At 44.4% G+C, this 15,564-nt stretch carries 7 protein-coding genes; 1 reads left to right on the top strand and 6 read right to left on the bottom strand.

The features are described from left to right. Positions 1–138 precede the first annotated feature (138 nt). From KQI32_RS11995 to KQI32_RS11980, 4 genes are all read right to left on the bottom strand, one after another. Positions 139–978, bottom strand: a complete 840-nt coding sequence (locus tag KQI32_RS11995) for a GGDEF domain-containing protein (protein WP_216425622.1) — start codon at positions 976–978, stop codon at positions 139–141. A gap of 850 nt (positions 979–1,828) precedes the next feature. Beyond that, on the bottom strand, positions 1,829–7,477 hold the full coding sequence (locus tag KQI32_RS11990; protein ID WP_216425620.1) for an S-layer homology domain-containing protein: 5,649 nt from the start codon (positions 7,475–7,477) through the stop codon (positions 1,829–1,831). 636 nt (positions 7,478–8,113) lie between these two features. After that, positions 8,114–9,958: a DHHW family protein gene (locus KQI32_RS11985; RefSeq protein ID WP_216425612.1), complete on the bottom strand. Its 1,845-nt coding sequence runs from the start codon at positions 9,956–9,958 to the stop codon at positions 8,114–8,116. 332 nt (positions 9,959–10,290) lie between these two features. Beyond that, the gene (locus KQI32_RS11980; protein ID WP_216425604.1) at positions 10,291–11,610 is read right to left on the bottom strand and encodes an FAD-dependent oxidoreductase; all 1,320 of its coding nucleotides are present in this window, start codon (positions 11,608–11,610) and stop codon (positions 10,291–10,293) included. Between the two features lie 192 nt (positions 11,611–11,802). Between KQI32_RS11980 and KQI32_RS11975 the strand changes: the two genes are divergently transcribed. Continuing rightward, entirely contained in the window at positions 11,803–12,639 is an 837-nt protein-coding gene (locus KQI32_RS11975; RefSeq protein WP_253291192.1) for a helix-turn-helix domain-containing protein, read from the top strand. Positions 12,640–12,857: 218 nt separating this feature from the next. On the opposite strand, the gene KQI32_RS11970 is transcribed toward KQI32_RS11975, so the two are convergent. Next, a complete protein-coding gene (locus KQI32_RS11970) occupies positions 12,858–14,264 on the bottom strand; it encodes a spore germination protein (RefSeq protein ID WP_177691679.1) in 1,407 nt (468 codons plus the stop codon). Between the two features lie 117 nt (positions 14,265–14,381). Then, positions 14,382–15,263, bottom strand: a complete 882-nt coding sequence (locus KQI32_RS11965; protein WP_177691678.1) for a polysaccharide deacetylase family protein — start codon at positions 15,261–15,263, stop codon at positions 14,382–14,384. Between the last annotated feature and the right edge of the window lie 301 nt (positions 15,264–15,564).

The raw sequence follows: 15,564 nt of genomic DNA, 5'->3' as shown, positions 1-15,564 counted from the left end.
GCTGGCCATGTGGAAGTGGCGGGATGGGAACCATGGCACGCTGCATCGGATACTCATGTTTTTATTCCCAATAGACACAAAAACGCGTGGATTCGCTTGATGGAATCCATGCGTTTTTCGACAGGCTGAGATTGACACTCAAGTGTCAATCTTTTTTTCAGAGTAGATAGAAATGCGGTTTTTTCCGCTTTTCTTGGCACGGTACAAAGCCAAGTCTGCCTCTTTTAAAATGTTTAGATAATCCTGACCATTTTCAGGAATCTTTACCGCCATCCCTAAACTGATTGTTATACGAATACTTTCTTTTTCTTCCGAGTGAAAAGAAAAACGGCTGATTGCCTCTGCAATCTCATTGGCATATTTAACCGCCTTTTCTGCTTTTTGACCCGAAACAATCAAAGCAATTTCCTCACCGCCATAACGTGCTGCGAAAATACCTTCCTCCGTCGCATAATCTCGGATAAAAGAACCTATCATTCTCAGGCATTCATCCCCGGCAGGATGCCCATAGGTATCATTGAACTGCTTGAAATCATCGATATCTATCATGATAACCGCCAGTTTTTCTCTCTTTTCTGCACAGATAAGAAATATGTCCTTTAAATGTTCGTCAAAAGAGCGCCGATTATTTAGGCCTGTCAGTTCATCCGTGATACTGTTTTTTCTCAATGCCATCCGAATTCTTCCCTCGCGCAGCCGGATTTCCCAGACCAAATAAGCCAGTATAAGACTTATTATCCACGCTGTAACAGAGCCAAACCAGTCGTAAGAAAAACTTTCAAGTGTTTTCATGCAAAAGGATAAAATTAAAAACAGCATTTCAAAGCCAGTCAGCACAGCTATGGTTTCCCAAAGAGGAAAAATAAATATCTGTCCGATAGCCATAATAAAAATACTGAAAAAAATAGCAGGACGATCCCGAAAGGGAAAGATGCTGATAACCAAAATAAAGCTCATAACCAATATAACAAACAGCATACAAAGCCTCTGAACCATGCGAAAAGAAAAATATTTACGCCTGTTATAATGCCTTATAAAGAAAGCCATCATTCCATGCAAAACAAAAAATATCAGATAAGTAAATGTCAGTGAAGACGAGCGGAAAGAGAAAGCACCAAAACATCCATAAAGCAGTAAAACAACCAATGCGCAGTAATTTGCTTTTTTCAGCAGAGAAAGGTTATCTAAGATAACGTTTTCACGGCATTCCAAAAAATATTTTGTACTTTCGTCTATGAAGTTCCTGATTTTATGAAACATTTTTTATGCCGCCTTCCTTTTTTAAAGTTATTCAATAAGGGCTTGTCCCGTCATTCAACGAGAACAAGGACACTGCATAGCAGTGCCGTGATCAGCGGGAGATTACACTCCCGCTGATCACGGATATGGACCCCGCCGCCTTAAGAGGCGGGGGACACCTTGCCCGCAGTTATATTGTATTCTGATTTCTGTTTTACAAGCTGTCGAAGTATGTTCTTTCGAATTACATTTTGAGTACATTCAATCATCTGTATTTGCATATTTTACAACAAGATAAAACGCTTTTACCGCACGATTTGTGAAAAAGCCGCGATATAAGCATTTCAACCTTGTGAAGCGTGGGCTATTTTTCTCCTCTGCAAGTGACAGGAACACCTTTCTTTTTTCAGTATAAGTATAATCTCTTACGGAATCGCTGTATTCCGAGCCAATACTTCTTATCGAAAAAGCAAAACGTCCATTTCTATTCTAAAAATTCTTCGATTTTTTAATCCTCTAAGTTTGTTAAAGGGACCGGATTTTTTCCGATCCCCCTAACTATTTTTTACTTTTTCATCTACTGTTGTACTTATTCGCTCACATGCGGATTGGAAATCAACTGAGGAAAATCAAATCCAGCCTTTAATATCCATGTATCTGACGGGAATAAGATATTCGGAGATTCCGCTGTCCCAAAATTCCTGTCTATCAGCGTTTTAAATTCTTCTGCTGACAATCCGGTTCCTCGGTTATAAGCCGAAGCAGTTCCTCCGGTCAGATAAAAATTTTCAGCATTGTCCGCTTTAAAGGTTTTCTCATCTTTGTAAGTACCGCTCAGACCATACCCGTAAATTTTATTTGCATATCCCGTATTGGTTACAAAGTTTCTCTGCAGGACAACCTCTACCTTTCCCTGTCTGCTGCAGTCCGCAGATAAACCAATGATTCCGCCGCTGCGGCCTCCGCCGTTGATCATACCTGTAAAATAGCAATCCTCAATGACAACCTTCAGATTTGTAGACGCCCCGGATGACATTCCAACGCCGCCTATGATTCCGCAAGCATAATTTGAGGTTACTGTCATATCCCCGGTTGCGTAGCATTTTGAAATGCGGACATTCTGATTCCCATTTGCGGTAATGGCGGCAATCCCGGCTGCATAAGAAGCAGCGCTTAAATTTCCGGTTGAATAACAGTTTTCGATAACGCCTCTGTTATCACCGGCGATTCCGCCGCAATAAGAAGCAGTGGTTGTCAAATTCGCAGAACTGTAACAATTTTGAATGACACCTATATTTTGATACGCAATGCCTCCTACATAATTCGCAGTGGAATTGACCGTTCCGGTGGTTCCGATAAATTCAACGACAGCAGTTTCACCGACGGAACCAAACAGACCAAAAAACTGTGCCGGCGCTGTCACATTGTTGAAGTGAACGGTACGGTACTTGACGCCGTTTTCCAAGTCCTGTTTTCCGCGGTATGTGCCAGTGAAACGATTGTTGTAGTCCGGACAAACCGGCGTATAGCCGTCCTCTATTGTGAAATCCGCGATTTGAAGATAGTGCGCGCCCTTGTTCTCGTCAATATTTTTGAAATGACGCACATTGGCAATCTCATAGGGGGCGGCTTCGGTTCCCTCGCCGCCCGCATAACGGGAATCCAATGTTACACTGTCAGAAGGCAGACTGTTATAGCTATCATTTTTTGCAATTACTGTCACCGTATACTTTCCGACATTTGCAAGTTCTGTTCCCAGTACCGTATCGGTGATATTACCGCTGTTGGTATCCGTGCTCAGCACAACCGGAGACTCAGCTCCATCCTTCAGCAGAGAGATGTCATAAGCATTTGCGCCTTCCACCTCGTCAAAGGAAACGGTATAAACATCGGAAGTGTCTGCGGATACCTTTACATTCTGCGGTTTCAACGCTGAAATATCCGTATCCACCGGTGTATTTTCATCCGGTTCCGGATTGCTTCCGATATGTTTATTATCCTTCAGCTGTGGAAGCATATAGGAGCCTTCTTTCACCCACACACCGTTGGAATTAAAGCTCGCCTCGTCCGTCAGCAAAGTCTTTAATTCATTCAGTGTCTTTGCCGCTCCATGAAATCCATCCGTTGCAGTATCATCGGCTTTCCGGAAGAAAGCATTTTTGAGATCCGTCTTATCCGTGGCACCACTTGCCACTCTGCCAACCAAAGTCATGGTCTGTTTCTGCGCGTCATAGCAATTATGAACCATCGCCGTTCCGCTTCTGCCCTTTCGGCCATACTGTCCGATGATACCGCCGACAGCGTCTACACCTGTGATTTTACCGGTATTATAGCAATCCCGGATACCATAAAAATTGTTTGTGCTTCCCGCCTGATAATTCGCCGCAATCCCTGCAACATTCTCTTTTCCGGTGATATTCCCCGTGTTATAGCACTCCATAATGTTATAGGCATATTCGTCTTCTTTCGCACTTCCTCCCGAATTTAAACCGGAGATTCCGCCTGCGGTGTTGTTACTGCCTATGTTGATATCTGCATGGTTGGAGCACCGAAGAAGTCTGCCGTAGTTGGCACCGGTGATACCGCCGACATTCTGACCGTGGATACCGCCTTTATTGACACAGCCAACTGTAAACGCTCTGACATACCCTGCAATACCCCCCACATTGTTAAGCCCTGAAATCTCTCCAAGATTTACACAGTTTTCGATCTTTGCACCGACCCCTGCTGATCCATATTGATTTCCGATGATACCGCCGGTGCCTTCCGTACCGGCTTTTGTCTTCGCTGCTTTAGTGATCGCCGCATTGTTCACACAATTGCGGATCGTGATTGCTGTATCTGTTGTGCTGACGCCCGCAATCCCGCCGACTCCGTTTAAAATATTGCCCTTTACAGAGCCCTCTGTACGGATATTTTCGATCAGTACATTATCCTGCAATTCGCGGAACATTCCGATTCCTTTGATTGCTCTTATGTCGCTTCCATCAACCATTCCCTCGGTCGTCATATCCTCCAAAGCCAGAGTAACAATTTTCTGTGTTTCTCCATCGCCGATATATTTTCCTTTAAATAGTTCAATCGGCTTGGTCATAGGCTCGGTGATATCCGCAATCTGAATATAGCTGCCGTTTTCCTTCACGTTATACAGATGACGCAGACAGCCGATCAGCTGATAAGTTTCCCCATCTTTTTCTCTGGAACCTGCAAATTCGCTGTTTGTGATAATTGGAAGGGAAGTTGCGGTACTCTCACCCTTCTTTGCTGTCACTGTGACAGTATAAGTGCCGACATTCGCATTCTCAAGCCCAATCAAGTAATCCTTTAAGCTCACGGAAGTCTCAGTGACGTCATGGATTGTTACGGGGACTTCAGAGCCCTCCTTCAGCAGGGAAATATCATGCGCAATGGCATTTCTTCCGGGATTAAAGCTGAGAACATAATCATCCTCTGTACCGGTGGAGCCGCCCCATGCTATATTCACATTCGTAGGAGCTGTAACCGTATTGGGATCAATCATATCATAGGTAACTTCGGCTGCAAGCGAATTTTTATAATTCACCCCGTCGCCTATCGAAGTAATCCGAATGGTATAGCTGCCTTTCTGTGTCAGCGCACTGGTAATATCAACACTCGTCACAGATGCGTCCGCCGTCTCAAAGGGAGTCGAAACGCCATTTAAAACAACTTCAACTATATGTTTTACCGCTCTGCCATCACCGTCAAACTGAACGGTAATAACATTTTTGTTTTCAAGCACCTGTATATTGGAAGGTGCTTTCAGCGGAATGACAACCGTACTCGGTGCTTTGTGCGGATTATTCTTTAAAGTGGGATAATGGTATCCCGGAACCTCGCCGATTGTCCAGATTTCCCTGTCAAACCCAACAAAGTTCTCAAGAACCTGCATTTTCGCAGATGTCATACCAGTCGCGTACTCATTCGCCGCTTCCGTTTCATCTAAATAATAGTTACTTTCTAGAACAGAGTCAGCAGGCACACTTGAAAACGCTTCTTTCCCTGCTTCCGTCTGCCCGACATTGTAATTGAATTTCACTACCTTCTTTGCATTGTTTCCGCCGGCTGCGCCCACAATACCCGCATGACTAACTTTTCCGGTATTGTAGTTATTGTTCAGCCATGCGCCGATCATGGTTCCACCGGAATGTGTACCCGCAATGCCGCCGGTAGTAGACTGCCCGCCTGTTACGGCACCGGTATTATAGCACTGCTCTATGCGATCGTAGTTCGCACCTGCAATACCGCCGGCGTTAGCTTTGTTGGCATCGGTAGTTACTGTACCATTGTTTCTGCATTTTGTGATAAGTCCTAAGTTCATATATCCAACAATACCGCCAATATTACTGTCATGAGCAACAATATCACCGTTATTTTCGCAGTTTTCTATCACCAAACTTGGACTGTTGGTCGAATATCCGACAATACCTCCGGTATTCCGCCCCAGTGTACTCTCGATTCTTCCGAAATTAATACAATCTTTAATAACACTGTTGCCGTTAACATATCCTATGATGCCTCCGATACATGAATTTGTGCCGGAATTATTCAAAGAGGTAACAGACGCATTATTCACACAATTGATGACTGTTGTGTCGCCGGAATAGCCAACAATTCCGCCCGCATAAGCCTTGGCCAGGATTTTTCCTTCCACCTGAAGGTTTTCTATGGTACATTTCCCGGTTTCTCCAAACAAGCCGACATTCAAGGCATCCGGCATATTGATGTTGACCGTTATGATCGCTCTGTCCCCGTCCACATCGCCCTTTAATGTACCCTCGAAATTAGAAATCGGCGCATAGCTGTCAGGCAGCACGATGTCTCTTTTTACAACAAAATTTTTGGATACATCTTTCTTTATATTTTCAAAATGTCTTGCATTGTAAATCAGATAAGGATCTGCTCCAGAACCGTCACCGCCTCCGAAATCGGGAAGGGTCACTTCCGTGCTCAAAACTTCGGAATCAATGATAGCATCGGACAAAGTCTGAATTTCAGCGACCAGTTTTGCATCAATCCCTGTCTGTGCAATTATTTGTGTTATATCAATGTTTGTGTTAGTAGTGGTATCGGTGTAATATACCGTTTCACCTTTTTTGATCGTTACCACATAACCAGAAGCATTTTCTACCGGTGACCAGGTTAAGTAAAATTGTTCGGTGGCAGATTCATTCACCGATTCGATAGAGACACCAGTAACTTGGGCAATGCTGTCAAACTGAAACGTCAATGTAGCTGGTGTACTATATGCTGTATCGCTGTACGGTGAATTTCTCAAAGCTTTTACTTTAACTATGTAAGTTTCTTTTGCAGACAAATCTTCCAGAGCAGGAAGAATTTCATCCTGAATATCTTTTACACTGAATTTGTTTTCGGTAGCATAATAGATATGTTCAATCCCTGTCTTTTCGTGTGTAATTGAAATCTGATATTTGAGCGTATTTTTTACACTCGTCCAGTTCAGACCAGTTTCGGCATTTGCACGGGTAATGGTGACCTTATTGTTTTCAACGACAGTTGAACCTCCGCCGGAACTGCCGCCGGAAGAACCTGTTCCGCCGCCATAACCCGGCCCCACAACATTGCCGGAATTATTGGCGCCGCTGTTGTCATCATCTGTCTGCTCTCTGACAATGCGCGCAAAAATCACAAAGGATTCCGCCCTGGTAATCAGCGCGTTCGCGCCGAAAGAGCCGTCTGCATAGCCGGAAATCAGTCCCTTTTCAGACAGAGCCGCAATCGCACCAGATGCCCATTCCGGGAAGTCGGCAGCGTCTGTAAAAGACGGCTGATTTGCTGTTGAAAGGTTCATAATTCTGGAGACAATCACAGCAACTTCCGCCCTGGTGATCAGGTTGTCCGGATTCGCGTTGCCGTTTTCATCGCCGGAAAGATATCCGTGTGCCTTTGCTGTCAAAAATTGATCGTAGTACCACGCGGAAGCGCTAATGTCTGCAAAATTGGAACTGGCCTTTTGGGTATAACCAAAAATTCGGTTTACTACAGTGACAAATTCAGCCCGCGTGATGTTTTCGTCAGGACGAATATCCCCATTGTCATCGCCCTTGACATAGTTCTTCGAAACCAGATAGTTAATATCCGATTCTGCCCAATGCCCCGAAGTATCCCCTGAGGCAAAGGTAGCTACTGCACTTGAAAGCACCATCATGAATGATACCATAAGCGCGAGAACTCGTTTGAATTTCATTGTACGAATCAAATTCAAACACCTCCCATTTTTAGTTTTATTTTTGTTCTTTATCATTATAGCACAACATCCGGCTTTATTCTAGACATTTCCATTCTTGTTTAATAGAAATTCCCCTGTTTATTTTGTCTATTTCCAACAAAACCGGTTGAAAGTTTTTGCATATTTCGCCACATAAAACAGTCGGAAAGGATTTGACTATATCCGCTTCCGTTACAAAAAACAGAATGTGGGACGCTTTTCAAGCCTTTGCATATAAAAGAGTTTTTCTTTTCGAAAAACGCAGCCGCGCTTCGCACGCTGTTTTTTGAAACATGCAGTTGCGCACGATTTCGCGTAATTTCCTATGTTTAATAAGGGCTTGCCCCGTCATTCAACGAGGACAAGGGCACTGCATAGCAGTGCCGCGATCAGCGAGAGATTGCACTCCCGCTGATCGCGGATATGGAACTCGCCGCCTTAAAAGGCGGGGGACATCTTGCCCGCAGCTATAAAAAAGTTTTTCATTCTGAAAAACGCAGCCGCGCTTCGCACGCTGTTTTTTGAAACATGCAATTGCGCACGATTTCGCACAATTTCCTATGTTATAAAAAAACTGCCGCAAATTCAAATTTGCAGCAGTTTTTTCGATAAGGATCTTCCGTTTCCCTATTTCAGCATCTCACTGTTGTTGATAATCTGCTCTCCGTATAGGAAAAGAACATCTTTTCCATCAAAGTTGACATAGCTTCCAAGCATTGCGCTCATCATATATCGGATATCAATCAAAGTGATTTTTTTATAGTTTTCAATCAGCAGCGGTGCCAAACTGCTGGACGAGGAATCCCGGAACAGAATCAGTTCCTTATCCGAAGCGGCATTCTCATTGGTAACGGTCAGAAGAGGTGTCGGCCCGGATAAAAACAAATCATAGGGAGCACTGGATGACAATTTTTCCGAATCATATACCTGATGAAAATCCTTGTTTTCTATATTTTCGACAACAGCATTGTCAATCGAATCGTTTGTCAGATAAACCAACTGTTCCGAAGGAAAATTCTCTTTCTTGTATCCGTGCTGTCCGATAAAATTTTCCACTGTGTTCGCTTTGTTTTTGGAAAGATCGATCTGAAATCCCAGATTTTCGCCCAGACGGTCAACTACCTTTTGCAGTTTTTCCTGCCTCCAGTGCGGATCTGTTTTATAATAATCCTCCAATGTCAGGGTATCAAAAAGATTGATATAGGTCGCACTTTTTATATTCTGATTGAGAATAGACTGCATCTGCTCATAATCAAAAGGAGCCTGCACACGGTCATTCACAAAGTAGCTCTTGCTCGGAATAATAGAATAGTAAACACCGGAGCTGTTCTGCAGATACTGTGCAGTCAACGATTCCACCTTGTCGGCAAAATTCTGAACCGACTGAGGGCGCAGCTCGCCGATATAATCCATATAATAGCCGTCGGTGTACATCAGCTTATCTACGTCCGGAACCAACACCGGTTTTTGTTCCGTGAGATCCAGCTTCATAAAGCTTTCCGCAATCTTTTTCGGCGCAATCTGGTCAATTACAAGCAGAATTAAATTACCGCGGTTTTCGACGATGACCTCGTCACGCTCCACACCGACGCAAATCCATTTTCTCGGGTTCACAGATGTGCGGATCTCTTCCTTGATGGCGTCCACATCGCCGCCCTCTTTCACCTGAACCAGGCAAACGGAGTGGGCGATAGATCCCATCATGGCTTCAGAGGCAATTGCCCTTTCAATATCATCCAAATTTTTCAATCCAAGAAAATATTCCGCTCTGTCCTCGGTAATCTCTATGTTGGAAACCTTGGGCATCTGCTCGTCAACGCCGGCATAAATCCGCTCCATAATGCCCTCCAGCGAATTTTTATCATGCACCAAATTGAGTCCGTCTAAAATTTTAACGCTTTCCGCACGGGTAATCTCCCCTAATGGACGGATGGTATTGTCCTCGTAACCGTTTACATACCCTTCCTCCACCAAACCTGCTATAATTTCAGCCGCGTAATCGGAAATATCCTTATAATCGGCAAAATTCTCTATCGCTTCGGTGCCGTAAGCTCTGACATAGAAAGCTCTGCCAATCATGGTCATAGCATCCTGACGGGTTATGTAGCTTTCCGGATAAAACTCTTCCGCCTTCGCAATCACCTCTGCCTGCATCAGATACATTACGCTTTCATAAAACCAGTCGCCTTGGTTCACATCGGTGAAGGTATGATCCGTCTCTTGGGCAGGCGGCGTCTTCTGCACTACATTAAATAGAATCTGCGCAAACTCCGCACGGGTCACACGGTTGTCCGGCTGAAAGCTTCCATCCGGATATCCCTTGATTTTTTCCGCATCAATCCATTTCGTTATAATCTGTTCTGCCCAATGCCCGCCGATATCAGTCGGCGCCGCATATGCGGAAAAACTGCCTGCAACAAGCGTAGCCGCTGTCAAAACCGCCGCAACACTTTTGGAATACCATTTTTTCATGTTTCCGTTCTCCTTCATTTCTTTATGGTGAAGCATTAGAGAGTCCGCCTCTCTAATGCTTGAACATTATAGGGTTTGCCCCTCTATGCCTGTTAGACGGCAAAATTTTAAAAAGGTTGCAGTGTTTTCATTGATTTCTCAGAAAAATATATTTTTGCAAAACAAAAAAACCATAGGGAAAACTATGGTTTCTTTGAGGGAGTTTCACTGACCACTGTGGGAATAAATCTCTGCGCATGAGGAGCCGCGCAGGATTTCAGCAATCTGTGAAAAAAATATATATAAATGTTTTACCGCAGTTTTTACGCCGCGGCTGTGAAAAAATAGGCGTTTTAATACAAGCAGTCATACTTATCCAACAGCTTATGCAGCTTTTGAATATCGACATCCTTTGCTTCCGCTCCGTCTGCCAGAGCTATGCTCGCCGCCAGTCCTGCCGCTTCCCCCATGCTGCAGCAAATGGGCATCACACGGTATGCCGCCTGTGCTTCATGAACAGAAGAAATGCATCTGCCAGCTACAATCAGGTTGCTGACTTTTTGCGGTATCAGGGCACGGTACGGAATGGTATAGTACTCTCCTACGGGAATGTCATGTATTGTGGTTCCCTTTCCGTCCGGGCTGTGAATGTCCACGCCGTAAGCGCCCCGGGCAATGGAATCCTCAAACTTCGTACAGTCAATGATATCCTGCTGAACAATGGTATAATGCCCGTTGATCATACGGCTTTCCCTGGCGCCAATCTGCGGTGCCGAGGATAAAAGCATACTGTTTTCAAACCCTTCCACATGCTCTTTCATAAAAAGATAAAGCTCATAGGCCTGCTCTCTGGCATCCATCTCTGCTTCGCTTACATCGGACGCATCCACCGGACAGCGCTTGATGATTCTGGTTGAATTAAAGTGAACCACCCCATCCGCCATATGGGTGAACATCAAAACATCCTCACGGGGATTTTTGATTTTTCCCTCGTCCTGAAATTTTTTGTATAATGCATTGATGTCGATATGATTGCCGTGAAGCATCGCTGTTTCCCGCTGTTTGAAATTGGGATTGTCAGAGGGAATATGGGTTTTGATTTCATGCAGCTTTGAGGTGTCCACATTTCCCAAACGGAAACACAGCGTCATCGGCTGGCACATCTGATCGTTTTCTCTGCCCAAATGATACGGGCATCCGGAACGGGCTGCCAAGTCAGCATCCCCTGTAGTATCAATAAAATAATCTCCGCCGATGTCATAACTGCCGGTTTTGTTTGCCACATGAACCGAAACAATTTTCCCATTTTCCACTTTCGTCCCGGTTACAAAGGTATGGAATAAAACGGTTACACCGTATTTGCGCATCATGCGATCCAGTATTAATTTCAGATATTCTTCATTGAATGTCAATTCATTTTTGTGGAAGCCGCCCATTTCTCTGAGCTGCTTCAGAATTTCCGAAAAAATGCCGGTATTGATAGGGGTTTGATTCCCCTCTTCATCCTGTATGGTATAAGGCATAAAAGGATTGACAAAAATCGTGGTTGCTGCGCCGCCCAAAAAGCCGTACTGCTCAAGAAGCAGAACTTTTTTCCCTTCCCGCGCCGCCGCGATTGCCGCCGCGCATCCGGTCAGTCCACCGCCGGACACGATCAAATCATATTGCTCCATTTTTATCCCTCTTTCTGTTGCCTTGGCTTCTTTCTATGTCTCTATTAAACCACAGAAGCCAAAAGAATTCTTATACAAAACTGTTGAAAAACTTGAACAAATCTGATATTTTTGATAAAATAATCAATAGATAATGCAAAACTGTTTAACATTTGAAAAACTTGGACAAAGGAGGAAATCCATTTGAAGGTGATGAATTTGGGAGAATTGGTCCATCTGCTCGGAGATGGAAAACAATACCACATCTGTATTCACGATCTTTCCGGTTTGCTGGAATATGAATCCTATCAAATCGGCTCTCCTTATGAATATCACTCCAGAGATATTTGCAACGCTGCAAAAACGACCTCCAAAGGGATGCAGCTATGCCTGGCCTGCAAATATCTTGCATTGGAAAAAGCGATAGAGACAAAAGAATCCTATCACGGTGCCTGTCCGCTGGGAGTCTATGAGGTCGTGACTCCCGTTGTCATTGAAGGGAAAGTCGTCTGCGTTATTTTTATCGGTAACCTGCACTATCGCCAGAGAGATTTAGCAAAGGATATCCACCGCACGGTCAAATTCACCAAGGTGGATGAACATCTGCTTCTGGAGGAGGCAAAGCATCTGTGCCCTGTCGAACATTTGGAGCCTCTCACACAAATGGCAGAATTGATCTCCAGCTATATTTGTCTTCTGTATCAGACGATTCGAATTAAGGTTCACTCCGATACCCACTGGGCAGTGGAAGCCTTGAAAAAATATATCGCGCAGTATTACGACAAGGATTTAAAGCTGTCCCATCTGGCCCGTCTGTATTATTTGAATGAAACCTATCTGGGCAGGCTGTTTAAACAGCAGGAAGGAACCACCTTTACCAATTATCTGAACAACATCCGCGTGGAAACCGCCTGCAAAATGCTGAAAATGACCGACAACAGCATTTTAAGCATCTCTATGGCGGTCGGATTCAATAATGTGACCTATTTCAACCGGGTATTTAAAAAACAAACCGGTATGACGCCGGCGGAATACCGCAAAACGGATTGAGCAATCTGCTGCCGATCTCTTATATAGCGAGAATTTTCACTTTTTCGGATATAGAAGAATCATTTTTTGCAGTCAAAATGCCAGGGAAGTAAAATTCCCTGGCATTTTTGTGCGATATCATTCTTTCATTCCGATTATTTTCCGAAACAATCTCCCTCGCCGCATAACCATTAGGGAGGCCTACTCACAGCATATCCGCTAAACGCTGGCTTTTTGTTTTATCTTCCGCTTCTTTTGCTCTTCAGCTTCATGCGAAGCACCTGCACTTTAAACTCATGCGCATGAAAGGGAATCATAGGATACAGATATCCTTTTTTGTTGATGGTCTTATTGCTTGCTAAAATGATGAAAATCAGCACAAGCCCGCCGATAAAGCCTGCCAAATCCAGCCATGCGGTCAACAGCAGAAGCAGTATCCGCATAAATTTGACGGCATACCCCAATTCCACGCTGGGCTGTGTGAACCCTGCAATGGTGATATAGGCCATATACAGGATTGTTTCCGGCACGAACCACCCCACCTCTACCGCGAATTCGCCCAAAAGAAGGGCTCCTATGATACTCAGCGAATTGCTCAGGATATCCGGCGTGTTCAAAGAAGCAATTTTCAGCCCGTCAATGGCAATCTCCAGTATCAAAAGCTGCAGAAGAATAGGCACCGCATTGGGTTCATTGACTTTAACAATCTGGAGCCACTGGGGCAATGCGTCCCCGTGCATCAGAAGCAGATACCAAAGCGGCGTCAGAAACAGGGTGGTGGCGAAAATTCCATTGCGCACCAGCCGCAGATAGCCTCCCACAATAGGTGAAAAATAGTAATCTCCCGGCTCCTGGATAAAATCGAAAATCGTGGTGGGAAGAATGATGCAGTTGGGCGAATTATCCACAATCAGAATGATCTTGCCATCCAGAATGGAAGCCGCCGCCACATCCGGGCGTTCTGTCAGCCTCACCTTTGGGAAAGGATTAAAAAATTTGGACTTTATCAGGCTTTCTACCAAGCTTTGTTGCCCCATAACCAAGGATTTCACGTCGATTTTTTCCAGGGTATCTTCAACCTTTTTTAACAGTTCTTGATCCACATAATCACTGATATATCCCACTACCACATCGGTTTTCGAGCGATTCCCCACCGTGTGCATGTCAAAGACCAGCTTTGGATCGCGGATTCTTCGGCGAATCATGGCAGTGTTAAACACGATGGTTTCCACAAAACCATCCCTTGCACCCCGCATCGTCTGTTCCTTTTGAGGCTCTGCCGGACTTCTTGCCGGATAGGTGCGCACATCAATCATGATGCAGTCCTCATATCCGTCAATAAAAAATGCAGTCGGTCCGCTCAGCACCTGCTGTACAATCTTTTCTTTGTCACGCGAAAGCTCGACCTCGATATACGGAATCTGGGAATCGGCGAAGGACTGCGCGTCATGCAGCTTCTCCATTTCCTGCGGATCGATGGAGATAAAAAAATCCAGAAGCCGCTCCATGACGCTGTCCTTCATGAAACCGTCCACAAAGAAATAGCAGGCGTCCTTTCCGCCGATCTTTGTATTCTTTCTTATGACATCAAAGCTTTTTTCCGGATTCAGGATTTTTTCAACCTGCCGGCTTAATTCAGGCAGCATCCAATCAACTCACTTTTTTTCTTTAGTATTTCCCGGCAGGACAAAAATATAACCTCACGAAAAAATATCCTTCTCCTCTGCAAAATCTCTTTTGCTCCGTTGAAATGATTTTCCCGTTTAATCCTTTAATAATTTATCAAAAAAAGCCTGTGTCCCCACACCATGGCGGCGGTTGTACCTCTTGAGCATATACAGACATTCCGGATCACGGGTGATATGGTTCATTCCCTCCTCGCAGGACAAACTTGCCTGGAAGCCCATCTCCTTTATGATGGTAAAGGATTCCTTGGATACATAGCCAAAGGGATAGGTAAACGTATTGGGATAAACGCCGGTTGCCTTGCACAGCAGTTCCTGATTCTTTCCCAAGTCCTGTTTCAGCAGATCGGAATAATGTTCAAAGGTTTCCCCCTTCTGCATCTTGGTTCCCTTTCGATTTTCCAGACTGTGCAGGTTATAGGTGTGATTCTGAATTTCAACGATGCCGGAATCGTGCAGTTCTTTGATTTCCTCCCAGGTCAGATGGGAATAGTTGATATGCTTATGGGTTTCCGTGGAATAAAGTTCACTCCAATATCCGATGACTGAGATGACCGCCTTCATATTATATTTTTTCAGCAGCGGAAACGCATACTTGTAATTGCTCTCATATCCGTCGTCAAAAGTGACAAGAATCGGTTTTGCGGGCAGCTCCTTTTTACCGTTGACATAATCAATCAGATCCTGCATCAGGATGGCTTCATACCCTTTTTCCTTGATATATTTCAAATCATTTTCAAGTTCCTGGGTGGATATGACATAGTCTCCGAATTTCCCGCTTTCCAGTACATGATGGTACATTACCACAGGCAGAGGGATTGAATCCGCCACAGCGGCGTCGGCCGGCTGTCCGGCATCCGTGAAAAAACCGTGTACCAGAATTCCCACAAAGGCAGCTATCAAACAGAAGGACAAGACATATCGGGCAACAGTGCCGCGGTGCAAATGAAATACAATCATATGAAAAACCTCTTTTACCTTTTGATAGTACTATACTATGCATGCCGCGGCAGTTTTATTAATTGAGACATAAGGGAACACGTTTTTCCAAGAGAATAAACATTTTTGAGGATTAACAAATCCGCAGATTGTGATAAAATAAGAGCAGATAAAGGTATAACCGTAAAACGGTTGCCAAAGATGAAAATCCATTGATGAGATATCAGAAACATATTGTATTCATAAAAGCGATATCAGCAAATGGGTAGCAAAATATCAATATCATGGTATGGAGGGAATGGAACAGAGGTGTTACACCTAT

The organism is Acetivibrio sp. MSJd-27 (assembly GCF_018918095.1).
Lineage (GTDB): Bacteria > Bacillota > Clostridia > UMGS1840 > HGM11507 > HGM11507.
Note: the sequence above shows the minus strand (reverse complement) of the source record. Positions and strands in the feature narration are given on the sequence as shown.

What these genes read in the sequence shown, in the direction of transcription:
- KQI32_RS11985 (WP_216425612.1), bottom strand. Translation starts at nt 9,958, where the DNA reads ATGAAAAAATGGTATTCCAAAAGTGTTGCGGCGGTTTTGACAGCGGCT.
- KQI32_RS11965 (WP_177691678.1), bottom strand. Translation starts at nt 15,263, where the DNA reads ATGATTGTATTTCATTTGCACCGCGGCACTGTTGCCCGATATGTCTTG.
- KQI32_RS11975 (WP_253291192.1), top strand. Translation starts at nt 11,803, where the DNA reads ATGAATTTGGGAGAATTGGTCCATCTGCTCGGAGATGGAAAACAATAC.
- KQI32_RS11970 (WP_177691679.1), bottom strand. Translation starts at nt 14,264, where the DNA reads ATGCTGCCTGAATTAAGCCGGCAGGTTGAAAAAATCCTGAATCCGGAA.
- KQI32_RS11980 (WP_216425604.1), bottom strand. Translation starts at nt 11,610, where the DNA reads ATGGAGCAATATGATTTGATCGTGTCCGGCGGTGGACTGACCGGATGC.
- KQI32_RS11995 (WP_216425622.1), bottom strand. Translation starts at nt 978, where the DNA reads ATGCTGTTTGTTATATTGGTTATGAGCTTTATTTTGGTTATCAGCATC.